We start from the raw sequence: 23,258 nt of genomic DNA, 5'->3' as shown, positions 1-23,258 counted from the left end.
GCTAGTCCTCCTCGTCGTCCACCACAGCGAACAGCTTGCCGCGTTCCGTCCAGAAGACGATCGCCAGGGCGAGGGCGGACATGACCGCCTGACTGACAACCAGTGGCACGGCCGTGCCGTCATACATCTGTCCGATGGCCGAGCCGATCAGGGCGCCGACCACGCCGGTCAGGAAACCATAGGCCGCCGATGCTGTCCCGGCGATGTGTCCGACAGGCTCCATGGCCAGGGCCGAGAAGTTCGCGGCAATCAGGCCGAGGAAGGCCATGGCGGCGGCGAGCAGGACCAGGAAGAGGTAGAGATTGTCGATTCCCGCCATCAGAACCACACTGTGCACGGCACTGATGAGCACGAAGGCGACCAGTGCGCTGTGCGACAGACGGCGCTGCCCCACCCGCATCACAAGGCGCGAATTGGCGTAGCTGGTCAGGCCGATCCCGCCGGCAATCGCGGCAAAGGCAAGCGGGAAATGTCCGTCACTCAGTCCGAAATGGTCGACAAAAACCTGCTGGGAGGTGCCCAGAAACCCGTACAGGCCGCCAAAGAACGGCATGGCGGCCAGCGTATAGCCCACCATCAGGCGATGCCGCGCTGTCTCACTGAACGCGGCGATCAGGGATCGCAGCTTGAGGGGAACGCGGTATTCCGGATGCAGGGTTTCCGGCAGGCGCATCTGCAGCCACACCATCAATCCGGCCCCGAACAGCATGAGGAAGGCGAAAATCCAGCGCCAGGGCGCGAAGGTCAGGATGATCTGGCCCAGGGTCGGAGCCAGCACCGGCACCGCCATGAAGGCTGTCATCACCATGGACATCACTTCGGCCATGCGTCGTCCGGACGCGACGTCGCGGGCGATCGCCACGGCGATCACGCGGCATGCGGCTGCGGCGGCGCCCTGCATGAAGCGGGCGATCAAGAGCAGGTCATAGGAGGGTGAAAGCGTGCAGATCAGCGTGGTGAGCAGGAAAAAGCCCAACGCGACCTGGATCACGGGTTTGCGGCCGAACCGGTCGGACAGCGGTCCATAGAAGAGCTGGGCCGCGCCGAAACCGGTCAGATAGGCGGTAATCACGAATTGCTGGTCATTGGCCTCGGTCACGCCGAGGTCCAGCGCGATATCGTCAAGGGCCGGCAGCATCATGTCGATCGCCAGGGCAACGACCGAGGTCATCGCCACCAGAAGGGCGACGAATTCTGTCAGCGATAGGGGAAAGCTCTCACCCAGCGGGTGCTGCTGTTTCGACATGACGGACTCCGGGGGCGTGTGCAGGCCTGCACGCGCTTGATTTGCGCCCTTCGTCCGCAAGATGCAAGAGCGGCCCGTGCATGCCAGCCCTGATCTAATCGTATGGCGAGTAGAACAGGTGCATCTGGAAGCTCTGGCCGATCCGCTGGGCCCGGGCCAGGAAAGCGGCCTGTGCGGCGTCACTGGCGCCGATCTCTGACAGGGTCTTCTCGAACAGGCTCAGCCAGCGCGTGAAATGCGCCGGCGAGATGTCCGCCTTGATCTTCATGTGCGCCGGCATGGGGCGTCCGGAATAGCTGCCATCATGGAAAACCATGGACGACCAGAAGCGTTTCATGGTGGCCAGGTGCGGATCCCAGTCGCCTTTCACGGCCTTGTCGAACACCGGACCCAGCATGTCGTCCTCGCGGACATGGCCGTAAAAGGTCTCGACCAGGTCGGAGACAAGTTCGGTGGTAATGCCCATTTCGGCCGCCTCGGCGCGGGCGGCTTGCCGGGCTTCTGTTACGCGAGGCGGTTGGGGTGATGACATGGGACCTCCTGGCTGCAAGGCCGAGGTAGCGATCCGGGCAGGGCGGCGCAATGTGCCGGCCCTGTGACCAGAGCGCGCAGGCGGCTGTCCCGCCTAGACGTTGAAGCGGAAGTGCATCACATCGCCGTCCTGGACGATGTAGTCCTTGCCTTCCGCGCGCATCTTGCCGGCGTCCTTGGCCGGACCTTCACCGCCGCAGGCGACATAGTCGTCAAAGGCGATGGTTTCGGCGCGGATGAAGCCTTTCTCGAAATCCCCGTGGATGACACCGGCCGCTTGCGGCGCAGTATAGCCTTCGCGGATGGTCCAGGCGCGGGCCTCTTTCGGGCCGGCCGTGAAATAGGTCTGCAGGCCCAGCAGGGAGTATCCCGTGTGGATCAGGCGATCCAGGCCCGGCTCGTCCAGGCCCAGGGTTTCCAGATACTCGGCGCGCTCCTCCTCGTCCTCGAGCAGGGCGAGTTCGCTCTCGATCTTGGCGGAGATGACCACGGCCTGGGCACCTTCTTCCTCGGCGCGCTTCATCACGATTTCAGAATAGGCATTGCCCGTCGCGGCGGAGTCCTCATCGACATTGGCGATGAACAGAACCGGCTTGGTCGTCAGCAATTGCAGGCCTTTCCAGGCCTTGAGGTCTTCCTTGGAAACTTCGGCGAAACGCGCCGGTTTGCCATTATTGAGCTGTTCCAGCGCCAGATCGATCAGGGAGAGGGCGGCCTTGGCTTCCTTGTCGCCGGTCTTGGCCTTCTTCTCCAGATTGGAGCGGCGCTTGTCCAGGCTTTCCATGTCGGCCAGCATCAGCTCGGTCTCGACGGTTTCCAGGTCGGCCAGCGGGTCGATCTTGTTGTTCACATGGGTGATGTCATCATCGTCGAAACAGCGCAGCACATAGGCAATTGCGTCGGTCTCGCGGATATTGGCCAGGAACTGGTTGCCCAGGCCTTCGCCCTTGGAGGCGCCCGCGACCAGGCCGGCAATATCGACGAAATTCATGCGGGCCGGAATCACGTCCTTGGAACCGGCAATCTCGGCCAGCTTCTTCAGGCGCGGCTCGGGCACGGCCACATCACCGACATTCGGCTCGATCGTGCAGAAGGGATAGTTCGCCGCTTGGGCTGCCGCGGTCTGGGTGAGCGCATTGAACAGGGTCGACTTGCCGACATTGGGCAGTCCGACGATGCCGCATTTGAATCCCATGGCGCTAAATCCCTCGTGTGTTGAGCGCCGCCTTATAGGGATTTTGAACGCCGGGGTCGACTGTCCTGTCAGTGGTTCCGGCCCCCGGGGATGCGGACTTGAGGGGGCGAGCAATCCCGGGGGCCGGGAACCGGAGGTGTGAGAGATGGACAGGACCCCGCACCTCCACCGGCGCAGAGCCGGCACTGTCGGCCTGCCCGCGGGGGAAGCAGGCAGGCGCAAGGGACGATCCCGGGGGGATTAAGAGGCCGGCTGTCCGGCTTTCCCGCTCTTGCGGCGGTCTTCGGTCGGATCGTCCATTTCCATCATGTGATCATCGCCTTCGTGCATCATGTCCTCATCGGACATCATCGCATCGTCCGACATCATGCTGTCCTCCGACATCATGGAGTCGTCGTCCATCATCGGCTCATCGGCCATCATGTGGTCATCGTCGGCCATCATGTGGTCCGCGTCCGACATCATGGAGTCATCCTCCATCATGTGGTCCTCGGCCATCATGGCGTCGTCATCCTGCATCATTGCGTCCTGGTCCTGCGCGAGGGCGGGCAGGGCGATGCCGGCGGCAAGGCTGGCGGCAATCAGGCTTTGGCTGAAAAGGCGTGGCATGGCTGTGTCTCCCGTGGTTTCGACGAGAGAAGGAATGCGCGGATTGATCGGCGGACGCCAATCAACTCGCCGCACGGAGCAATGCCGGGATTTCACTAGGGTGTGAGGGGGGCGAGATCAGTCCGCGTCAGGCCGGCCGCGCTTGACCGCTTCCGGGGCCGGGGCCTTGTGCGTCACGCGGGTCTGGAAGGCGTCGACATCGCCGCTGGCGAGCAGGTCGATGGACCCGGCGATCGCGTCCAGCAGGTCCACCAGCCAGGTCTCTTCCGCCTTGGCGAAGTCTGACAGGACATAGCCGGTGACGCGGTTGCGGTCGCCCGGATGGCCGACCCCGATGCGGGCGCGGCGGAAATCCGGGCCGATCTGCGAGGTGACGGACTTGATTCCGTTATTGCCGGCCGCACCACCGCCCAGCTTCATGCGGAACTTGCCTGGCGCCAGATCCAGCTCGTCATGGAAGACCACGACATTCTTGGGTTCGACCTTGTAGAAATTCGCAGCCTCGCCCACGGCATGGCCGGAATTATTGTAGAAGGTCTGTGGCTTCAGCAGGAGCAGCTTGTTCGAACCGACAGTGAGCTCACAGGCCAGTGACTGGAAACGCTTGCGCCAGGGGCCGGCATTCCAGGCCTGGGCGATGAAATCCATCGCCATGAAGCCGACATTGTGACGGTTTTTCAGATATTTCGGTTCGCAATTGCCGAGGCCGGCCAGGATCATCATCTTGGGCAGTTTCCTTGACGGTGTCCGGATACAAAATCAGCGAAGCCGGTTTCGGCTTCGCTGACAATGCGGTTCGAACCAGGAAGGGGCGAGGGCTTAGTCCTCGTCTTCGCTCTTCTGGTTGATGACTTCCGTTTCCGGCGTCTCTTCCTCTTCCTCGGATTCCGGCGTCAGGACAGCGCGCGAACCCTGCAGGGTGGCGACGGTGAAGTCGCGATCGGAGATCGTCGGGACCACGCCCTTCGGCAGGGCGATGGAGGACATGTGGATCGTGTCGCCAATGTCCAGACCGGACAGGTCGGCTTCCAGCGCGTCCGGAATGGAGCCGGCCGGGCAGTTCAGCTCGACCGTGTGACGCACGATGTTCAGAACGCCACCGCGCTTCATGCCCGGGGACTTCTCTTCATTGATGAAGTGGACAGCCACTTCGACGTCGATCTTCGTGTTCTCGTCCACGCGGAACAGGTCGACGTGCAGCGGCGCGTCGGAGACCGGGTGGAACTGGATGTCGCGCGCGATGACTTGCTGGCGCTTACCGTCGTGCTCAAGCTCCATCATGTTGGAGATGAACTGGCCGGTCAGCAGAGCCTTGCGGATTTCATTGCCGCGCAGGTTGATCGAGACCGGACCTTGCTTGCCGCCGTACAGGACGCCCGGGACCAGGTCTTCACGGCGGGCAGCGCGCGCCGCGCCCTTGCCGGTGCCTTCACGAACGTCAACGGTGAGAACGATGTTGGAGCTCATCGGTCCAGATCCTTAAATGCAAACGCCGCCTCCAGCCGGTTTGGCCCCGGCGGGCGGCGATCTGTCATGGTCAAAAGCCACAGTGATAATTCGAGCGGCGGGCTATAGCCGATCCTTGAGGGGGGCGCAACAGCGTCTGTGCGTCATATTCAGTAGACGCGGACCTCGTAATCCGGCTCGTACGGGCAATCCGTGGCAAAGCGAACCGCCGCGTCATCGGCCCAGGCAAAGCGGGAACGGCTGATCCCGCCTGCGGTCCGGTAGATGCCGTCGCGGATGGCGCCGTTCCCGAGCAGTTCCGGATCGCCGGTATAGCGGATGTTCCGGGGCCGCCCGTCCGCGTCGATATCGAAGATCATCGGGATGGTCCGGGTCTCACGCCCCTGATTGGCAAACAGGGTCAGAGCCATGGCCTCGGAATTGTTGACCGTTCCCCACTCGACCAGGTTCACGCGGGCGATCCGGCAATGGACACTGGCTTCGGGCACGTCGACGGGATCCATCACACCGCCCCATTGCACGCCCTGCGAGGTGGCGCATCCGGCGAGGAGGGCGAGGCCGCCAAGGGCGGCGATCCTGGAAAGTCCGGTCATGTTGCTTCTCCGATTGCGCGATCGGCGCAGGGAAGGGGGCTTTTAGAGCGGTGTCGCCGTTGCGCCCCAACGGGCGTCACTCTGGAAGGTCTCTGCGTGCTGGCAATTCACCGCAAAGCGCGGTGCTGCACTGTCGGCCCAAGTGTACTGACTGCGGCGCAGGGCGTGTGCCGTCCGGTAGACGCCGTCGCGGATGGCGGCATTGAGCAACAGGTCTTCATCCCCGGTGTAACGGATATTCACGGGCTGGCCGTCGGCGTCGACATCGAACACCATCTGAACCGTGAAGCCGTCCTCGCCGAACACGGTGTAGGCGGTCAGCGCAATGTCATTGGTCATCCGGGGCTCAACCAGGTTGATCGCATCAAACGCGACGCTCTCGCAGGCCACGGTGTCCCCGGGGACAGTCGCGGGGGCCATCACGCCGCCCCATTGCACGCTTTGGCGGTAGCTGGCGCACCCGGCCAGCAGGACCAGGGCCGCAAGCCCGGCCCCTTTCAGAAAACGCGGTTTGAGACGGGGACCGGACATGAATGCAACTCCAACTTGAAACGCACAAAAATGAGCCGCGCTTGGACGTTCCTGTCAAGCATGACGTGGCAAAAGGCTTCAGAAACAGCGATTTGGCTCGCGCGGTCAGCCGGGGCCGGTCTAGTCGAACAGCTTCGACACCGATTCATCATTCGCGATGCGTCGGATGGCTTCACCCAGAAGCGGTGCCACCGACAGGCGACGGACCTTTTCCGTTTCGGTGGAGTTGGGCGGAACGACGATCGAATCGGTCACGACCAGTTCGCGCAGGCGCGACTTGGCGACCCGGCCCTGCGCGTCCTTGGACAGAACGCCGTGCGTGACATAGGCGGAGACTTCCACCGCACCCTTTTCCAGCAGGGCCTCGGCGGCATTCACCAGCGTTCCGCCACTGTCGCACATGTCGTCGAACAGGATGCAGCGCCGGCCTTCCACTTCACCGATGATATTCATCACTTCCGACACGCCGGCCTTGGGGCGGCGCTTGTCGACGATGGCGATCTCGGCATCGAGCAGTTTGGCCAGGGCCCGGGCGCGGACCACACCGCCGACATCCGGCGACACGATCATCAGGTCATCGATCTTGTAGTTCCGGCGGATGTCATCTTCCATCACCTTGGTGGCGAAGAGATTGTCCGTCGGGATGTCGAAAAAGCCCTGGATCTGGCCGGCATGCAGATCGACGGTCAGAACGCGGTCGGCGCCGGCCTTGGCGATCAGATTGGCGACCAGTTTGGCGGAGATCGGCGTCCGGCCACCGGTCTTGCGGTCCTGGCGGGCATAGCCGAAATAGGGGATGACGGCGGTGATCCGGCGCGCACTGGCACGAACCAGGGCGTCGATGATGATCAGCAATTCCATCAGATGGTCGTTCGCCGGAGACGAGGTCGACTGGATGATGAAGACATCCTCGCCGCGCACATTCTCATCGATCCGGACGAAGATTTCGCCGTCAGCGAAACGCTCGATCTCACTCGCACACAAGGGTGCATCCAGATAATCGGCAATCGCCTTGGCCAAATCAGTATTGGCCGTTCCCGACATCAGTTTCATGGCTGGTGGTCCCCGGCAGTCCAAGACGCGCGCTGATTAACAGAGCCGGGCTCCAGATTGAAGCCGAAATGCTCAGCTTGCGGAAAAACCCGGCGGGGGTGGTAATCCGGCACTATCCAGACAAACCAGTTTGAACAGCTGGCCCATTTGGTCGGGGTCGGTCAGTCGCCAGACCTGGCGGGCGATCTGGGCTCGCTTGTCCGGCGCATTCTGGCTGAGGACGGCGGCGCGGGCTTCCAGGCCCAGCCCCATCAGGAAGTCTCCCTGTTCCTCGGGCCCGTAACCGGTCAGCTCAGCCTTGGCTGCGCGCGCCAGCAGGGACTGGAAATCGACGCGCGCGGTCAGGTCCGCCGTGCCCGGTGCGTCCAGCACAGCCACTTTCTCGTGCGCCTTGATCGCTTGCAACGTATCGCCGATCTCGCTCTGCGCCGGACCGTAATCGATCAGCAGGGCACGGCCCGGATGGGCTTGGAAGCGCTCTGCCAGCAGGTCCACGACCTGCTGGTCGCCTGGCCGGATCTCGACCAGGGCGCCGTCCGGCGCGTCCTTCAGGGTGTCCGGGATGAGCGCGGTATCCACACCCATGGGCGGGCCCATGAGGAAGACAAAACCCTCATCATCCTCATCCAGACCGACCATGCGTTCACACCATTCCCCCTTGTGGCGGATGGCCTGGCGGACGGGCAGGCAGTCCAGAAACTCATTGCCCAGGATGATGGCGGGGCCGGCAGGAACGGCGTCCAGCCGGTCGACCCAGCGGATCTGCGCCCCGGTCGGGCCCAGTGTCTGCGCCTGCACGGCTTTCAGCGCGGCGCTGGCCTCGATCAGATTGACCCGGGCGGCGTCCATGAAACCGGGCACGGTGCGGGCAGCCCGCAGGGCATCGGCCATCATCGTGCCGCGCCCCGGTCCCAGTTCCACCAGCTGGAACTCGTCAGGCGAGCCCATGTCGATCCAGGACTGGGCGGTCCACAATCCCATCAGCTCGCCGAACATCTGGCTGATTTCCGGCGCAGTGATGAAGTCCGATCCGGCGCCGATCGGGTCCTTGGTGGCGTAATAGCCATCCTTCGGGTCGAACAGGGCCTCGGTCATGAAAGCGGCGATGGAGACCGGACCCGTCTGCCGGATCCGGTCGCGCAGGCGTTCAGTGATCATCTCGTTCAGGCTTTCGCGCTGTCTTGCTTCATGGCGCGGTGGATCAGCCAGACCCCCAGGGCAATCATCGGCAGCGACAGGAGCAGGCCCATGGTGACATAGCCGCGCAGGGCTTCCGGCATGTGGGCATCCGGCTCCCGCACGGTTTCCAGCAGCGCCCGGAACAGGCCGTAGAAGACCAGGAAGAGACCGGCATTGAGGCCGGGCTTCTCCAGCGAGCGGAATTTCCAGGTCGCGATATTGATGATCGCGAACAGGGCCAGGCCTTCCAGAGCAGCTTCGTAGAGCTGGCTGGGATGGCGCGGTACGCACAGGCGGTCGGCTTCAAAGGTCATGCCCCAGGGCAGGTCGGTCGGACGGCCCCAAAGCTCGCCATTGATGAAATTCGCGAGCCGTCCGAAGAAGAGGCCGATCGGCGTGACCACGGCAGCGGCATCCGCGATGCGCCAGAGATCGATTTCCTGGCGGCGGGAATAGACAAACAGGGCCAGCGAGACACCGATCAGTCCGCCATGGAAGGCCATGCCGCCATCCGTGATGCCCAGGATGATGTCCTGCGGTCGCTCCCAGATCATGTCGGGCATGTAGAAGACCACATAGCCCAGACGTCCGCCGACAATCACACCCAGGGTCGCCCAGATGAGCAGATCGTCGACCTGTTCGACGCTGAAGGGCGATTTCGGCGATTGGGTGCCTGGCGGATTCCACATGTGCGGACGGCGGGCCAGTGCCATCATATAGCGCCAGCCGATCATCAGGCCGGCGATATAGGCCACGGCATACCAGCGCAGGGCAAACCAGCCGAGATCGAAAATCTCCGGCTCGAGCAGGTCAAAGCTGGGGGGACAAATTTCCATCAATCACTCTGTGTGTGTCGGTATTTGGCGGGTACGACCTGCAGATGTGACGGAAGCACGCATTGCGATTTTTCCGCATGGGCCGCATATAGGCTCTTGTTGAACTCTCTAATGGCTTTCTTTGATGCAAACGCGCAACCCGCTTCTGAATGATTTTGCCGATCTGATGACCGATGCCTTCGGCGCGGCCCAGGCGATGGGCGAGGAAGCCCGCGCGGTTTTCCGGGCCCGGGCTGATCGCATGGTCGCGGAAATGGATCTGGTCACGCGTGAGGAATTCGACGCGGTGAAGGCCGCGCTCGATGCGTCCCAGGATGAGGTCGAGGCGCTCAAGGCGCGGATCGACGCCCTGGAAGCGGCGGCCAAGCCGAAGTCGGCCAGCCGGGCCAAAAAGCCCGCGGCCAAGGCGGCCCCGAAGGCGACCGGCAAGGCCAAGCCCTGACCCCTCGCTGACATTTTTCTGCTTTTCATTGCGCCTGTCGCGGCGCGGCCATACCGTCCAGCTACGGTGTGAGTCGCCGCGCAGACGAAGGAGACCCCTCCATGGACCTGCTCTCAGATGAATTCGCACCGACCGCGGCCGATCCGCTCGATTCGGTGGAACAGGCCGTGATCGCCGAACAATATCCCTATGATCGTGATGAGGGTGGTGAGCTGCATCTGACGGCCTCCGGGGCCTGGCGGGATCACCAGATCTGGTTCGCCTGGCGGCCGGAGCTGGAAGCGCTCCACATTTGCGCCAGCCTCGACCTGAAAGTTCCGCAAAAGCGATTTCGTGATGTTTGTGAACTGGTTGCACGACTGAACGAGAAGCTCTGGATGGGGCATTTCGACGTCTGGTTCGAGGATGGTTCCATCGTCTACCGCCATGCGCTGGGACTGCCGGCGGGTGAAACCGTCTCACCGGCCCAGGCCGCCGGCATGATCAGTGCTGCGCGTGATGCGGGCGAACGCTTCTATCCGGCATTCCACTTCCTCGTCTGGGGCGGTAAAGGAGTGGAAGAAGCCGTGGCCGCTGCGATGTTCGAGACGGCCGGCGAAGCCTGACACGAGCATGACACAAACCTTGAAGATTGCCCTCATCGGGGGCGGCCATATGGGCGGTGCCCTGGCAGCCGGATGGCTGCGGACCAAACGCTCCGGCGTGACCGCGGACAGTCTTGTCATCGTGGATCCGTCCCCGGGTGAACCCGTGCAGGATCTGGTCGAGAGACACGGCGTCCGCTGTGTTGTTGCCCTGGATGCGGCGCTGGCGGCCGAGATGGATCTGGTCGTGCTCGCCGTGAAACCCCAGGCACTGGAGACCGTGGCGGCGCCGCTGGCCGCCATGCTGGGCAAGGACACCGCGTTGATCTCGATCATGGCCGGCGTCACCCTCAACCGCCTGTCCATGGCGTTCGGCGACCGGGCGATTGTCCGCGTCATGCCGAACATGCCGGCCTCGGTCGGCGCCGGTGTCAGCGTTTGCGTGACCAATGAGGCGGGCGGGGCGCTGGAAAAGACCGTCACCAAGCTCTTCAAGCCGGTCGGTTCTGTGGAATGGGTCAAGGATGAGCGCCTGATCGGCGCCGTCACGGCCGTGTCCGGATCCGGTCCGGCCTATGTCTTCCTGCTGGCCGAAGCGCTGGCCGGGGCCGGTACCGCCGAAGGCCTGCCGCGAGACCTGGCCGAGAAACTGGCCCGCGAGACCATCATCGGCGCCGGGGCTCTGCTGGCGTCCAGCGACAAGTCCCCGCAGGAATTGCGCCGCTCCATCACCTCGCCGGGCGGCACGACCCAGGCCGCGCTGGATGCCCTGATGGGATCGGGCGGTGGTCTGCCGGAACTCGTCCGCAACGCCGTCAACGCCGCCGAACGCCGCTCGCGCCAGCTGGGCAATGGCAATAACCGCTGAGCTGCAGATTCGCACCGAATGGTATGATGCCGAACCTCCTCTTTAAGCATTCAGCTTAGGTACCAGCCTAAATGTTTAGGTTGAATAATTCTCCATTTCTCCCTTCAGTAGTTTTTTGCTTAGCTGAGGGAGGTAGAAATGAGCGAAGTCGCTCCACCCCAAAGCCCGACTGCTCAGTGGTTTCGGTACGCGGGCTATGCATTTCTTGTCATCGCCGTAGTTGGAGGGTTTCTTTTCAGCCGAATTGTCGGGGACTTATCCGGCGAACTTGGCGGGCTGCTCGCTGGCGGAGCGGTCCTTGTGTTAGCAGGCACTCAGTCGCTGATTTGCATGGCCGTTTCGGAGGGGCTGACGCGTGGAGCGCAGATTGTTTGGCTTCTCGCCAGCCCTGATCAACGCGAAGCGCTTTTCCCGGCCAAACAGACCTACGAAGAGTATCTAAGAGAGATGCAAGACATGGAGAACGATGATAACAAGAGCTGATTGATGTTCCTTGCTCCCGCTAGCCCGGCAGGCTGATCGTCGCCTTCAGGCCGCCCATATCCGACGTTTCCAGCCGGATATCCCCGCCATGATTGCGGGCGACGTCGCGGGCAATGGCGAGGCCGAGGCCGACACCCTTGCGGTTCTGGTTGCGGCTCTCATCGAGGCGATTGAAGGGCTTCAACGCCTCTTCATACTGGTCTTCCGGAATGCCGGGGCCATTATCCTCCACCACGATCTCGACCCGGGTACTGGTCCGGCGCACGATGACGCGGGCCTTGTCGCCATAGGACAGGGCATTGCCGATCAGATTGCCCAGGGCGCGGCGCATCGGGCCAGGGCGGATTTCCGTCTCGATCGGACCATCGGCCAGAAAGTCCACCTGCCCCTCCTGACGCACCGCATTGTCGACGACCTCGCGGGCCAGGGCGACCAGGTCGGAGCGTTCAGTCTCCTCGCTCGCCTGACCGCGGGCAAAGTCGAGATACTCGTCCAGCATCTCTTCCATCTCCGCCAGGTCCTTCTTGGCGTCCTCGCGTTCCGGACTTTCCGGCATCAGGGCGAGCTGGAGTTTCAGCCGGGTCAGCGGCGTGCGCAGATCATGGCTCACACCGGCCAGAAGGGCGGTACGCTGTTCCAGGTGACGGCGGATCCGGGCCCGCATCTCCAGGAAGGCATGCGCCGCCTGGCGGACTTCGGTCGCGCCGGCCGGACGGAAATGCGCCACATCCTGGCCGCGGCCGAATTGCTCGGCGGCATCGGCGAGGCGGCGGATGGGTTTGACCTGGTTCCGGATGAAGACGACGGAGACGGCGGTCAGAAGACAGGTCGCGCCGATGATCCATAACAGGAAGATATGCCCGGTCGTGGCAAAGACGCGCTCGCGCAGGGCGATGAAGCGCAGCACACCGCCATCCACCTCCACCCGCACATCGACATAGCTGGGATAGCGCGTCGTATCGAACCAGACCGGATTGTCGATCTGGGCCGAGAGGGCACTGCGCAGGGTCCGGTCCAGTGTTCGGAAGAAGGAGGTGCGGCGCGAGGTCGGCAGGCTTTCTCCCGGACGGAAATCCACCGAAAGCCGCATCGTCTCATAGGCCATTTCCGAATGCCGTTCGAAGGCCTCCGGGGTTTCCTCCTCGGCCTCGTAGAGCCGCACCATCATGGCGATATCGCCCGCCACCCCCTCGGAAAGCCGGCTGGTGACCGTCTCCCAGTGTTCCTCGAAGAAGGACCAGGCCACGGCCACCTGCATCAGGGCCACCGGCAGGACGATGATCAGCAGGGTCCGGGCAAACAGGCCCTTGGGCAGGAAGCGGCGCAACACAGCCATTGCCCCTAGTCCTCGAAGACGGGATCGGCGACCAGACGATAGCCTTCCCCGCGCACGGTCTGCAGGTGCAGGGGTTCCTTGGGGTCCGCCTCGATCTTCCGGCGCAGGCGGGTGACCTGGACATCCACCGCCCGTTCACCACCACCCGTGCGTTCGGACAGGAAGAGGCGGGACACGGTCTGGCCGGCCGAGGCGGCGAGGGCGGCGAGCAGGGCGGCTTCGCCGCCGGTCAGGCGGACCGGTTGTCCGGCCTGGGTCAGGCTCTCGCGCTCCACATCGAACTGCCAATCGCCGAACACCACCTGCCGGATGGCGGCACTGGTCGGCCGGGCGCGCCGCAGGATGGCATTGATGCGCAGGACCAGTTCCTCCGGCTCGAAGGGTTTGGCCAGATAATCATCCGCGCCCAGGCTGAGCCCCTTGATCCGGTCCTCCGCCTCGCCGCGGGCGGTCAGCAGCAGGATCGGCGTGTCGCCGCGCTTGCGGATCGCCTCGGTCAGTTCGAACCCGTCCATGCCGGGCATCATCACGTCCAGTACCAGCAGGTCGAAGGCGAGGGAGTTGAGCGTGGACAGGGCCTTGTCCGCATTCGGGGCCGTGGAGACCCGGTAACCGCGTTCCTGCAGGAAGCGTTTCAACAGCGTGCGGATGCGGTCGTCATCATCGACCACCAGGATATGGGCGTCATCGCCGGCCAGGTCCGCCATGCCGTCTCCAGAGTTTCAGGGGGTTAGAATGGCGCGGACTGGCAGCGCGCTCAAGCTTGCTGGTCCGGCTTGCGGCGCAGATAGCTCAATCCGGTGCCCAGGCTCAGCATGGCCGTGATCCACAACAGGCCGATCCAGGCCTCGACGATCCAGGTGTGCTGGCCCAGCCCCGCCGGGATGGCGATCAGGGGCAGGGCGGTGACGATGAAGGCCACCAGCGTCTTCAGCTTGGCCGACATGGAGACCGGCAGGGCTTCATGGCCCGGCTTGTTCGACACCATGCGCACCAGGGTCAGAGCGACATCGCGCAGCACGATCACCAGGACCGGTGCGAGGATATAGGCCGACACCCCGTTCTCGGAGCTGAGGTTCAGGATCAGCACGTAGACCAGGAGATAGGCGTCCACCAGGATCTTGTCGGCGATCGGGTCGAGCAGGGCGCCCAGGGCCGACTGGGCCGACAGGCGCCGCGCCAGCCAGCCGTCCAGCCAGTCCGTCGCCGCCGCGATCACGAAGGCGCTGACCGAGAAAACGGCCAGGCTCCCGGTCGCCACCGATGCATCGCCCAGCCAGAGCGGGATATTGTAGTCCACCGCCCAGAAATAGGATTGCCAGAGCGCCCATGCCCCCGCCACGGCGAGGATGATGCGCAGAACGGTCAGGATGTTGGGTAAAGCTTTCAGCACGTGTCTTGCCTAGCTCTGGAACCAGTCATGGATCTTTTTGGCCATGGCTTTGGACACCCCGTCAACCGCTTCCAGGTCGGCGAGTGCAGCATTGCGCACCGCCTTGGCCGATCCGAAATGCGCCAGCAGCGCCTTTTTGCGCGACGGACCGATGCCGGGAATCCCGTCCAGCGGGTTCTCTTTCATCTGCTTCTTGCGCTTGGCCCGGTGGCCGCCAATGGCGAAGCGGTGGGCCTCGTCCCGCAGCCGCTGGAGATAGTAGAGGACCGGGTCCTTCTGCGGCAGTTTGAAGGGCGCCTGGCCCGGCAGGTAGAAGGCTTCCCGGCCCGCATCCCGCTCCGGCCCCTTGGCAATCGCGGCGATCGGGACATCCGTGATGCCAAGCTCCTCCGCGACGTCCAGCACCATGGAAAGCTGGCCCTTGCCGCCATCGATCAGGACCAGGTCCGGCACGGGGGCGCCTTCATCCCGCTCTTTCTGCAGGCGGGAGAAACGGCGCCGCAGCATGGCTTTCATCATGCCGAAATCATCATTCGTGGCGGCGTCATCCCCCTTCATGTTGAAGCGGCGATAATGGTTTTTCTCAAACCCTTCCGGTCCGGCCACGATCATCGCGCCCAGCGCATTCGTGCCCTGGATGTGGGAGTTGTCATAGACCTCGATCCGCTGGGGGATGTCCTCCAGGGCGAAGACACGCTGCACGCCCTTGAGCAATTGGGTCTGGGTGGCGCTCTCTGCCAGCCGTCGGGCCAGGGCTTCGCGGGCATTCGTGGCGGTACGTTCCACCAGTTTGCGCTTTTCGCCCCGCTGCGGTGTTGCAAGCTGGACCTTGCGTTCGGCCTTCAGGGACAGGGCCTCGCCCAGCAGCTCGGCCTCTTCCAGTTCGTGGGAGAGCAGGATCAGGCCCGGGGCCGGCTTGTCGTCATAGAATTGCGCCAGGAAGGCGGCCAGAACGTCGGCCGGTTCGGCATCGGCCTCATGGCGCGGGAAGAAGGACTGGTTGCCCCAGTTCTGCCCGGCCCGGAAGAAGAAGACCTGGACGCAGGACTTGCCGCCATCCTGGGCGATGGCGATGACATCGGCCTCTTCCACCCCGTCCGGATTGATGCCCTGGTCCGTCGTGACCGCGGCAATGGCCCGGATGCGGTCGCGCAGCTTGGCGGCGGTCTCGAAATCCATCGCCTCGGAGGCTTCAGCCATCCGCGACTGCAGCTCCTGGCGCAGCGTATTGGAGCGGCCGCGCAGGAAGTCCGTGGCTTCCTTGACCAGCTCGTCATAGGCGGCCGGCTCGACCAGGTCGACGCAGGGGCCGGCACAGCGTTTGATCTGGTAGAGCATGCAGGGGCGCGAGCGGCCCTCATAGACACTGTCGCTGCAGGTCCGGATCAGGAAGGCCTTCTGCAGCGTGTTCAGCGTCTGGTTCACCGCTCCGACCGAGGCAAACGGGCCGAAATAATCGCCCTTCGTCTTGCGCGAGCCGCGATGCTTGAGCAATTGCGGCGCCGGATGGTCCTTGCGGATCAGGATATAGGGAAAGCTCTTGTCGTCGCGCAGCAGGATGTTGAAGCGGGGCTTCAGCCGCTTGATCAGATTGGCTTCCAGCAGCAGGGCTTCGGTCTCGGTCTGGGTGACCACGAATTCCATCGACCGCGTCAGCGCGATCATCAGGGCAATCCGGTTGGAGTGCCCGCGCCCGGCCGCATAGTTGGAGACCCGATTCTTCAGATTGCGGGCCTTGCCGACATAAAGCAGCGTGCCATCTTCCCCGATCATCCGGTAAACGCCCGGCTTCGAGGGCAGGCGTTTGACGTAGTCCGCAATGATTTTCGGTCCGCTGAGCGATTGCGCCGGCGGGTCGGAAGCGTCATTGATCGGACCGGAATGAGGAGTAGACGTGGACATGTCTGACAAGATCGCGCTCGTGACCGGTGGCGGCAAGCGCCTGGGTGCCAAAATTGCCAGTGCCCTGGGTGCGGATGGCTGGCATGTGGTGATCCACTATAACCGGTCCGGAACCGAAGCGCGCGCCGTGGAAGCGGCGATCCGGGAGGCCGGGGGCTCGGCCGAGACTGTCCAGTTCGACATGGCCGACACGGCCGGGGTCCGCGATTTCATGGATCGGGTGGGGCGCGTGGATGCGCTGATCAATTCCGCGTCCATTTTCGAGATGGACCGGCCCGAGGATGTCGATGCGGCGACGCTGGAGCACACGCTCAGCATCAATCTCGTTGCGCCCGTCGTGCTCGCCTCGGCAATGGCGCAGGCCCATACCGAACGGGCGTCGGGCTGTATCATCAACATTCTCGACCAGAAGCTCTTCAACCTGAATCCCGACTTCTTCTCCTACACACTGGCCAAGTCGGGCCTGCTCTCGGCCACGACCACCATGGCGATGGCGCTGGCGCCGCGCGTCCGGGTCAACGGGATCGCGCCGGGCATCACCCTGCCTTCCGGCGGACAAAGTCAGGCCGAGTTCGAGCGGGCCCATCGCATGAACCCGATGCAGGGCGGTTCCACGCCGGACGATATCATCCGGACGGTGCGCTTCATCCTTGCGACGCCGTCCATGACGGGCGAGACGATCATCGTGGATGGCGGGCAGCATTTCGACGCCCGCGACGGCGATGTCATGTACGCTGCCGGAATTCCGGAGGATGAGAGCAAGTGAGACTGGATCAGGTCATCGAGAACGCGCTGGTCAATGCCACCGGCGAAGACGCTTTCGTCTACCGGCTGGAAGGCGTGAAACTGGATGTCGAGATCGGCATCCATGACTATGAGCGCGGCGTGAAACAGCGCGTCCTGGTGGACGTGGTGACGGTCGTCTCCAAGGCCTGGTGCGGCACGGACGATATCGCCACCGTGGTCGATTACGACTACATCCTGCACGGCATCAAGGCGCTGGAGGACAAACAGTTCGACCTGCAGGAAACCCTCTGTGGCACCATCCTCGACCTCGCCCTGGAGCCCAAGGCCGTTTCCGCCGCCCAGGTCACCACCCGCAAGATCGACGCCTACGCCGACGCCGAAGCCGTCGGCCTGACGCGCTTCCGGATGAAGCGCTGATCAGGGCAATTGCAGGAGCGAGTCGGCGGCCATCAACCCGGCCAGTAAAATCAGCGTCCCGCCGACCAGGCCGTTGAAGAGCCGCATTCGTACAGGATTGCTGAGAAAGCGGCGGATTCCCTGTCCGAGTAAGGCCCAGCTGCCCACGCCAATCAGGCAGATCACGAAATACAGGCCGACAAAAACCGCCAGCCTTGCCGGGGCCCCAGCCAGTTCGAACAGGGAAACAGCAGCCAGACAGGCGGCCCAGGCCTTGGGATTGGCGGCCTGCAAGAGGGCCCCCTGGGAAAATCGGGGCAAGTCTGGTGTCGCCGCTGCATCGAACCGGGGCGGAGCTGTGGCGATCCGGTAGCCGAAATAGACGATGATGGCGGCACCGATCAGGCCCAGAGCCTTTAGCCAGATTGGATTGAGCCCTGCCAGTACTTGCGCCGACAAGCCGACCATAACCAGAAGTGCTGTGAAGCCGATGCTCGCGCCCAGGATGAAGGGAAAGGAGCGCCTCACGCCGTGATGCACGCCGGCGGAGAGGGTCAGCATGTTCACCGGTCCCGGTGAAATCGAGAGGGTGAGGGCAAACAGGGCCATCGGGATCAGAATGGGCATGGGTCTCTCCTTGTCCCGCAACTGTGCCCGACAGAATCTAGTTCGATAATATGGGTGATTACGTTTTCATAATTCGATATATTCGAACAATGTTGGATGCCCTGAAATCGCTCGCAACGTTTGCCGCCGTGATGGAGGCGGGCTCATTCCGCGGCGCCGCTGGTCGGCTGGGTCTGTCGCCTTCCACCGTGAGCTATCACATCAATGAGCTGGAACGGCACATGGGGGCCCCCCTGCTCAACCGGTCTACGCGCCATATTTCCTTGACCCCGTTGGGGGAGAACATCCTGCCCGGTGCTCTTGCCGTCCTGGCGGAGGCCGAGACGATAACCCAGCAGGTTCAGCGCCCGTCGGGGCGCCTGCAGGGCCGGTTTCGAGTCACGGTTACGTCGGCGGTCATGGGGTCCGGTTTCGGGGAGGCCGTTGCAGCCTTCAGGAACACGCACCCCGATGTCCGCTTTGACCTGGATGCCAGTGACACGGCCCGGGACCTGATCCGGGACCGATTTGACCTGGCGATCCGGGCTGGCCGTCTGGAGAACAGTACGCAGGGAACCCGGCGGCTCGGACAGATCCGGCGTGTCCTTGTCTGTTCACCAGATTTGTTGGTAGCCGGTTCCAGCGAGGCATTGGAGGCCGATTGGCATCACCAGCCATGGATCCGGCTCGCGGCCATGTCATCGCGGCGTTCTTTGGTGAATCCGGCAGGGGATCCGGTCGAGATCGAGACGCGGGATGCGATCATTGCCGGCAGTATAGAGGCCATGATCGAGCTTGCCCTGGCAGGCATGGGATTGGCCACGCCGCCCGCGCATCGTGTTCATGCGGCTTTGGGTGAGGGCCGCCTCGTTGAGGCAGCGCCGGGCTGGCAGGTCCCGCCTATCGAACTACATGCGGTCTGGCCCGCCCAGAAAACCAAATCACCCGTGCGGCTGGTTTTCATCGAGCATCTCATGAAATCCTGGGCGCGTAATCTGACATGACAGGCGGTTGTCCCGCGCTCCCGGCGCATGCCGGCTACCCTTTTTCAGGAAAGAGGGGATGCCGTCTCGGCCCAACTTATCCCCACCCCCTTCTCCAGCCCCATACTTCTCAAGCCTCTTCACCACTCGAGGCCCGGCCCGGTCAGGTCGGGGGTGATGAGTTAGCGGAGCGTTTCGGACATCCGGGCTGACCACCGGAAGGAAGGAGCGGCTATCGAGGGGGTCCGCTGGTTCCAAGGGTTGGAACCTGTACCCACCCGGTCTTGAATACCCGTCGAGAGGCGGGAGGAAATCTCCGTGTGCGGGACGCCTTTCGGTGTCACACACAAATTCATTAGCGACGATGCCGGAAGGCGTCCCGCACTCCTCATATCGCCAGCGTGAAAGCGCGTGGCGCTGTTGGTGTGGCTCAGGCGGCCGTTTTCCCTTTCAGCAGCGGTTGCGCCTGGCCATAGGTCAGCGTGCGCCAGACCCATTCCAGCGGACCGAAGCGGAAGAAGTGCAGCCAGATCGGCGACCAGACCAGTTGCAGCGCCCAGACCAGCAGGACCAGCTTGGCCTGGTCGACCCGTTCAACCGTCGCGAACAGGCCCAGACCGGGCGTGCCGACGAAGATGTAGGTCATGATCAGGCTCTGGGTCAGATAGTTCGTGAAGGCCATCCGCCCGGTCGCGGCGAAGAGGTTCACGATCAGGCTGAACACGCCGATCTTCGAGATCAGCATGACGGTGGAGGCATAGCCGAAGGCCAGGATCAGGCTGCCGAAATAGGACCAGGTATTGCCATCCGCGACGGCTTGAAGGCCGAACTCGCCGGCGATCAGCGCGGTCGTCGACATGTGGTTCATCCACCAGCCCAGGGCGAGGCCGACAGCGGCGAGCACGGCATAGCGCGTCATCGACCAGCTGGCCGACAGGAAGCCCGATTTCATCAGCGCCATACCGATGAACATCAGGCCCAGCGTGCGGGCGCCCAGCATGATCATGCCGACCGTCTGGCCCATCAGGGCAAAGCCCATGTTCCAGGGCAGGCGGTTGAGATAGCCGGCCTGGTAGGCTGCCGTGGACTGGTCGAGCCAACTGGCCATCATGGCTTCCTGCTCGGCGGCACCTTCACCGCCACCGAACATGGCACCGACATAGGCTCCGCCGACCATGATCACCCCGCTGACCCCGATCAGGACCAGGCCCCAGATGACCAGGGGGCGGGGATTCAGGCGGCGGGCCTTCACGGCCAGCATGCCGAGCAGCGCGTAAGTGACGAGGATGTCACCCCACCAGATCAGATAGGCGTGGATCAGGCCGATCACGAGCAGCCAGACCATGCGCGGATAGTGCCGGCCGGTATCCTCACCTTCGCCGGCCATCAGGATGATGCCCGCACCGAACAGGGCGGAGAAGATCGTGATGAATTTGAAGGCGAAGAAGGTGTGGGCGAAGGCCCAGACCGAGAGATTGGCGCCGGTCAGATCCATTTGCATGGTGGGGTCGTCATAGGCGAAGGGCGACATGGCGAAGCCCTGCACATTCATCATCAGAATGCCCAGCACGGCGATGCCTCGCAGCGCATCGATGGACACGAAACGGTCCAGTCTTGGTGAAGCCATCTTATCCCCCTGATCCTGTTTGAGGCGCATCCTAGTCCCACTTTGCCGGTCTGTCGCCGGGACACGGGCCGGGATCGTCCCGTGTCCGGGCAAGGCCGTTTGCCGGGGGCGGGGCTTGTGCCAAACTCGGCTCAAATCATCGGGGTTTCATCATGCATCGTCGCACTGTTCTGCTTTCACTCGCCGGCCTTGGCCTGTCCCTGTCACCGGCCGCACAGGCGGCCCAATGGGGGCTGACAGAGCGCCAGGCTGCCGACGGGGTGCGGGCCGCCCTGCGCCAGGCGGCCCGACTGGCCACCAACCAGCTGGGCCAGCGCGACGGTTTCTTCGGGGACCCGCAGGTTCGAATTCCGCTGCCGTCGCGGGTCCGCGACGTGCAATCCATGCTGCGCCGGGTCGGTCTGGCCGGTCAGTTGGACGATCTGGAGCTGTCCATCAACCGCGCGGCCGAAGCCGTCATGCCGGCCGTGCAGTCCATCTTCCTCGATGCGGTCCAATCGATCAGCCTGCAGGATGCGCTGGGGATTGTGCGCGGCGGAGACCGGTCCGCGACGGACTATCTGGAGCGCCGCACCTCGGATTCGCTTTACGCCCTGGTGCGTCCCCGCATGGAGCAGACGCTGGAATCATCGGGCGCCTATCGCACGCTGCAGCCGATCGAGCAGCGCCTCAATAATCAGGGCGGTTTTCTCGGCGGGCTCATGCGCAGCCGGTCGGGCGGGCGCTCCCTGTCGGAGCAGCTGACGGATGATGCGTCGCGGCGCACCCTGTCCGGTGTGTTTCACTATGTCGGAGAGGAAGAGCGGGCAATTCGCCGGGACCCGGTCAACCGGACCACGGACATCCTGCGCCGCGTCTTCGGCTAGCCCATCACGCCGCGGGCGAGGACCGCAATATAGGCCAGATAGGCGCCGAACAGGATGAGGCCGAACAGGCGGTTGATCGGCTGCTTGGCCAGGATGATGCCGGCAATCGCGACACTGGCACCCAGCATGACCCAGAAATCCAGGCCGAAGAAACCTTCGGGAACCGGCAGGTCATGCCCCGCCATGGACGCAGCCAGACCGGTCGCGCCGCCGACGGCAAAGACGTTGAAGATGTTCGAGCCCAGAACATTGCCGATCGCCATTTCCGCCTGCCGGCGGACCGAGGCCATCACGACGGTGGCCAGTTCCGGCAAGGAGGTGCCGAAGGCCACGGCGGTCAGGCCGATAATGGCTTCGTCCACGCCCAGCGTGGCGGCGGCTTCCGTGCCCCCGACGACAATCATCTGCGCACCGACGGGCAGGGCGACCAGACCGACAATGACCGTCAAAACGCTCTTGCCCAGGCTCTTGGGCAGGCCGTCCATCTGTTCCAGATCGGTCAGTTCGGCAAGGCTGGGATCGTCTTTCTCGCGTTGGGCGAGGATGCCCAGCAGGCTCACATAGCCGATGATCAGGGCGAACAGGATCACGCTTTCCACCAGGGTGATCGTGTGATCGCCCCAACTGACCACGACCAGGATGATCGCTGCGACCAGGGCGAAGATCGCATTGCGCCGCACGCCGGGCGTGGTCGTCGCAATGGCCCCGAAAATCGCGGGAAGTCCCAGGATCAGGAGGAAATTGGCGATATTGGAGCCGACGATATTGCCCAGGGCGAGGCCGGGCGCGCCGGACAGGGCGGACTGGATGGACACCACGAGTTCCGGGGCCGACGTGCCGAAGGCAATGATCGTCAGGCCGACCAAGAGCGGTGGCAGTTTCCAGATCCGCGCCAGGGCCGCCCCGCCACGCACGAGCAAATCGCCGCCAAACAAGAGGACGACGATCCCACCCAGGATGAGGCCGATGAAAACGGGAGCAGCCATGTCAGGAACCTACGGCTCGCGGACTAGTCGAGGCGACGGTATTCGATAAGGTTGAGCAGACCGAAAATGACGGCGACGCCGCCGATGGCAACCAGAGCAAACATGCGAAACCTTCCCACAATGTCGTGTACTGACCCCGTACATAGCGCGCTCATCCGACACTGGCTAGCGGGGTTTGCGGCATGAGCTGGAAGCGGCGTTTCGAGCCGTTGGTCCGTCCGCTTTTGCAGACCTGGTGGCGGATGACGCGGGGCATGACGCTGGGCGTTCGTGGCATCGTCCTGCGTGGCGATGGTCGTGTGGTCCTCGTCAAGCATACCTATGTTCCCGGCTGGCACCTGCCGGGCGGCGGCGTGGAGCGCGGGGAACCGGCTGAGCTCTCGCTGCGGCGCGAATTGCAGGAGGAGTGCGGGGTTGATCTGACCGGTCCGGTACGGTTGCAGGGCATCTATTCCAACGAGCCGCGCTTTCGCGGCGATCATGTCCTCGTCTATGTCGCCGAGCACTGGCAGGCCTGTGAGTGTGATCATGACGGGGAGATCGAGGCGGTCGACTGGTTCGACCCGGACCGGCTGCCCGACGATGTCACTCCAGCCACACGGCGGCGGCTGGACGAGTTCCGCTCGGGGGATTCGGCGTCTGTCTGGTAGGTGAAAGGTGCGGTGTACCGGCCCGAACCCGTGCAAAGCGAGGGTTATGCCGACGCCCGGACCGATACACCGCGGGGCGCACGCTGTCGAAACTAGGCAAGGGTGGCTGAACCCGATCTGAAGCAAATCGGCACTTTTTCGCCGCGGAT

Annotated in this window: 27 protein-coding genes; 9 read left to right on the top strand and 18 right to left on the bottom strand. The window is 63.6% G+C overall.

What is annotated here, in order from left to right; translation table 11 throughout:
* Position 1 precedes the first annotated feature (1 nt).
* The 11 genes from FCS99_RS09300 to lgt all read right to left on the bottom strand — a co-directional run bounded on the left by FCS99_RS09300 (position 2) and on the right by lgt (position 9,240).
* Positions 2 to 1,246 carry a multidrug effflux MFS transporter gene (locus tag FCS99_RS09300; RefSeq protein ID WP_138511816.1) on the bottom strand — a complete coding sequence of 415 codons (1,245 nt, stop codon included), beginning with the start codon at positions 1,244 to 1,246 and terminating at the stop codon, positions 2 to 4.
* A gap of 94 nt (positions 1,247 to 1,340) precedes the next feature.
* Positions 1,341 to 1,778: a group III truncated hemoglobin gene (locus FCS99_RS09295; RefSeq protein WP_138511815.1), complete on the bottom strand. Its 438-nt coding sequence runs from the start codon at positions 1,776 to 1,778 to the stop codon at positions 1,341 to 1,343.
* Between the two features lie 93 nt (positions 1,779 to 1,871).
* Positions 1,872 to 2,972: a redox-regulated ATPase YchF gene (gene ychF / locus FCS99_RS09290; protein WP_138511814.1), complete on the bottom strand. Its 1,101-nt coding sequence runs from the start codon at positions 2,970 to 2,972 to the stop codon at positions 1,872 to 1,874.
* 240 nt (positions 2,973 to 3,212) lie between these two features.
* A complete protein-coding gene (locus FCS99_RS09285) occupies positions 3,213 to 3,581 on the bottom strand; it encodes a hypothetical protein (RefSeq protein WP_138511813.1) in 369 nt (122 codons plus the stop codon).
* A gap of 117 nt (positions 3,582 to 3,698) precedes the next feature.
* Positions 3,699 to 4,304, bottom strand: coding sequence for an aminoacyl-tRNA hydrolase (gene pth / locus FCS99_RS09280; protein WP_138511812.1), 606 nt, complete (start codon positions 4,302 to 4,304; stop codon positions 3,699 to 3,701).
* A gap of 96 nt (positions 4,305 to 4,400) precedes the next feature.
* Positions 4,401 to 5,048, bottom strand: a complete 648-nt coding sequence (locus FCS99_RS09275; protein WP_138511811.1) for a 50S ribosomal protein L25/general stress protein Ctc — start codon at positions 5,046 to 5,048, stop codon at positions 4,401 to 4,403.
* Positions 5,049 to 5,197: 149 nt separating this feature from the next.
* Entirely contained in the window at positions 5,198 to 5,641 is a 444-nt protein-coding gene (locus FCS99_RS09270) for a hypothetical protein (RefSeq protein WP_138511810.1), read from the bottom strand.
* Positions 5,642 to 5,683: 42 nt separating this feature from the next.
* Positions 5,684 to 6,172, bottom strand: coding sequence for a hypothetical protein (locus FCS99_RS09265; RefSeq protein WP_138511809.1), 489 nt, complete (start codon positions 6,170 to 6,172; stop codon positions 5,684 to 5,686).
* Positions 6,173 to 6,292: 120 nt separating this feature from the next.
* Positions 6,293 to 7,225: a ribose-phosphate pyrophosphokinase gene (locus FCS99_RS09260; RefSeq protein ID WP_138511808.1), complete on the bottom strand. Its 933-nt coding sequence runs from the start codon at positions 7,223 to 7,225 to the stop codon at positions 6,293 to 6,295.
* A gap of 72 nt (positions 7,226 to 7,297) precedes the next feature.
* Positions 7,298 to 8,383 carry a class I SAM-dependent methyltransferase gene (locus FCS99_RS09255; protein ID WP_138511807.1) on the bottom strand — a complete coding sequence of 362 codons (1,086 nt, stop codon included), beginning with the start codon at positions 8,381 to 8,383 and terminating at the stop codon, positions 7,298 to 7,300.
* Positions 8,384 to 8,388: 5 nt separating this feature from the next.
* Positions 8,389 to 9,240: a prolipoprotein diacylglyceryl transferase gene (gene lgt, locus FCS99_RS09250; RefSeq protein WP_138511806.1), complete on the bottom strand. Its 852-nt coding sequence runs from the start codon at positions 9,238 to 9,240 to the stop codon at positions 8,389 to 8,391.
* Between the two features lie 124 nt (positions 9,241 to 9,364).
* Between lgt and FCS99_RS09245 the strand changes: the two genes are divergently transcribed.
* The 4 genes from FCS99_RS09245 to FCS99_RS09230 all read left to right on the top strand — a co-directional run bounded on the left by FCS99_RS09245 (position 9,365) and on the right by FCS99_RS09230 (position 11,617).
* Complete coding sequence (locus FCS99_RS09245) at positions 9,365 to 9,682, top strand: accessory factor UbiK family protein (RefSeq protein ID WP_138511805.1); 318 nt, start codon at positions 9,365 to 9,367, stop codon at positions 9,680 to 9,682.
* 101 nt (positions 9,683 to 9,783) lie between these two features.
* Entirely contained in the window at positions 9,784 to 10,287 is a 504-nt protein-coding gene (locus FCS99_RS09240) for a type III secretion system chaperone family protein (protein ID WP_138511804.1), read from the top strand.
* A gap of 7 nt (positions 10,288 to 10,294) precedes the next feature.
* Complete coding sequence (gene proC / locus FCS99_RS09235) at positions 10,295 to 11,134, top strand: pyrroline-5-carboxylate reductase (RefSeq protein WP_138511803.1); 840 nt, start codon at positions 10,295 to 10,297, stop codon at positions 11,132 to 11,134.
* A 138-nt stretch (positions 11,135 to 11,272) separates the two neighbouring features.
* Positions 11,273 to 11,617, top strand: a complete 345-nt coding sequence (locus tag FCS99_RS09230; protein WP_138511802.1) for a hypothetical protein — start codon at positions 11,273 to 11,275, stop codon at positions 11,615 to 11,617.
* Positions 11,618 to 11,636: 19 nt separating this feature from the next.
* On the opposite strand, the gene FCS99_RS09225 is transcribed toward FCS99_RS09230, so the two are convergent.
* Genes FCS99_RS09225 through uvrC form a run of 4 tightly spaced genes read right to left on the bottom strand, consistent with a single transcriptional unit; the run spans position 11,637 to position 16,248 of the window.
* Positions 11,637 to 12,953 (bottom strand): ATP-binding protein, encoded by a 1,317-nt coding sequence (locus tag FCS99_RS09225; RefSeq protein WP_138511801.1) that lies wholly within the window; start codon positions 12,951 to 12,953, stop codon positions 11,637 to 11,639.
* A gap of 5 nt (positions 12,954 to 12,958) precedes the next feature.
* Positions 12,959 to 13,660, bottom strand: a complete 702-nt coding sequence (locus FCS99_RS09220; RefSeq protein WP_138511800.1) for a response regulator transcription factor — start codon at positions 13,658 to 13,660, stop codon at positions 12,959 to 12,961.
* Between the two features lie 50 nt (positions 13,661 to 13,710).
* The gene (locus tag FCS99_RS09215) at positions 13,711 to 14,346 is read right to left on the bottom strand and encodes a CDP-alcohol phosphatidyltransferase family protein (RefSeq protein ID WP_138511799.1); all 636 of its coding nucleotides are present in this window, start codon (positions 14,344 to 14,346) and stop codon (positions 13,711 to 13,713) included.
* Between the two features lie 9 nt (positions 14,347 to 14,355).
* Positions 14,356 to 16,248, bottom strand: a complete 1,893-nt coding sequence (gene uvrC, locus FCS99_RS09210) for an excinuclease ABC subunit UvrC (RefSeq protein ID WP_138511798.1) — start codon at positions 16,246 to 16,248, stop codon at positions 14,356 to 14,358.
* Between uvrC and FCS99_RS09205 the strand changes: the two genes are divergently transcribed.
* Positions 16,247 to 17,014 (top strand): SDR family oxidoreductase, encoded by a 768-nt coding sequence (locus FCS99_RS09205; RefSeq protein ID WP_138511797.1) that lies wholly within the window; start codon positions 16,247 to 16,249, stop codon positions 17,012 to 17,014. The genes uvrC and FCS99_RS09205 overlap by 2 nt on opposite strands.
* Positions 17,011 to 17,412, top strand: a complete 402-nt coding sequence (locus FCS99_RS09200) for a dihydroneopterin aldolase (protein WP_138511796.1) — start codon at positions 17,011 to 17,013, stop codon at positions 17,410 to 17,412. The genes FCS99_RS09205 and FCS99_RS09200 overlap by 4 nt, the downstream gene beginning before the upstream one ends.
* On the opposite strand, the gene FCS99_RS09195 is transcribed toward FCS99_RS09200, so the two are convergent.
* Positions 17,413 to 18,018 (bottom strand): LysE family translocator, encoded by a 606-nt coding sequence (locus FCS99_RS09195; protein WP_138511795.1) that lies wholly within the window; start codon positions 18,016 to 18,018, stop codon positions 17,413 to 17,415. It lies immediately after the preceding gene.
* An 89-nt stretch (positions 18,019 to 18,107) separates the two neighbouring features.
* Between FCS99_RS09195 and FCS99_RS09190 the strand changes: the two genes are divergently transcribed.
* Positions 18,108 to 19,001 (top strand): LysR family transcriptional regulator, encoded by an 894-nt coding sequence (locus FCS99_RS09190; RefSeq protein ID WP_171036317.1) that lies wholly within the window; start codon positions 18,108 to 18,110, stop codon positions 18,999 to 19,001.
* A 409-nt stretch (positions 19,002 to 19,410) separates the two neighbouring features.
* Here FCS99_RS09190 and FCS99_RS09185 read toward each other — a convergent pair whose 3' ends face one another.
* Positions 19,411 to 20,607, bottom strand: a complete 1,197-nt coding sequence (locus tag FCS99_RS09185) for a DUF418 domain-containing protein (RefSeq protein WP_171036316.1) — start codon at positions 20,605 to 20,607, stop codon at positions 19,411 to 19,413.
* Between the two features lie 152 nt (positions 20,608 to 20,759).
* Between FCS99_RS09185 and FCS99_RS09180 the strand changes: the two genes are divergently transcribed.
* A complete protein-coding gene (locus FCS99_RS09180; RefSeq protein ID WP_138511792.1) occupies positions 20,760 to 21,473 on the top strand; it encodes a DUF4197 domain-containing protein in 714 nt (237 codons plus the stop codon).
* Here FCS99_RS09180 and FCS99_RS09175 read toward each other — a convergent pair.
* Positions 21,470 to 22,459 (bottom strand): calcium/sodium antiporter, encoded by a 990-nt coding sequence (locus FCS99_RS09175; RefSeq protein WP_138511791.1) that lies wholly within the window; start codon positions 22,457 to 22,459, stop codon positions 21,470 to 21,472. The genes FCS99_RS09180 and FCS99_RS09175 overlap by 4 nt on opposite strands.
* 182 nt (positions 22,460 to 22,641) lie before the next feature.
* On the opposite strand from FCS99_RS09175, the gene FCS99_RS09170 reads away from it, so the two are divergent.
* The gene (locus tag FCS99_RS09170) at positions 22,642 to 23,109 is read left to right on the top strand and encodes an NUDIX domain-containing protein (RefSeq protein ID WP_138511790.1); all 468 of its coding nucleotides are present in this window, start codon (positions 22,642 to 22,644) and stop codon (positions 23,107 to 23,109) included.
* Positions 23,110 to 23,258: the final 149 nt, after the last annotated feature.

The sequence above is a fragment of the Maricaulis alexandrii genome (genome assembly GCF_005871165.1).
In the GTDB taxonomy this organism is placed as follows: domain Bacteria; phylum Pseudomonadota; class Alphaproteobacteria; order Caulobacterales; family Maricaulaceae; genus Maricaulis; species Maricaulis alexandrii.
The sequence above is the reverse complement of the archived record's forward strand: the minus strand, read 5'-3'. Positions and strand labels throughout refer to the sequence as shown.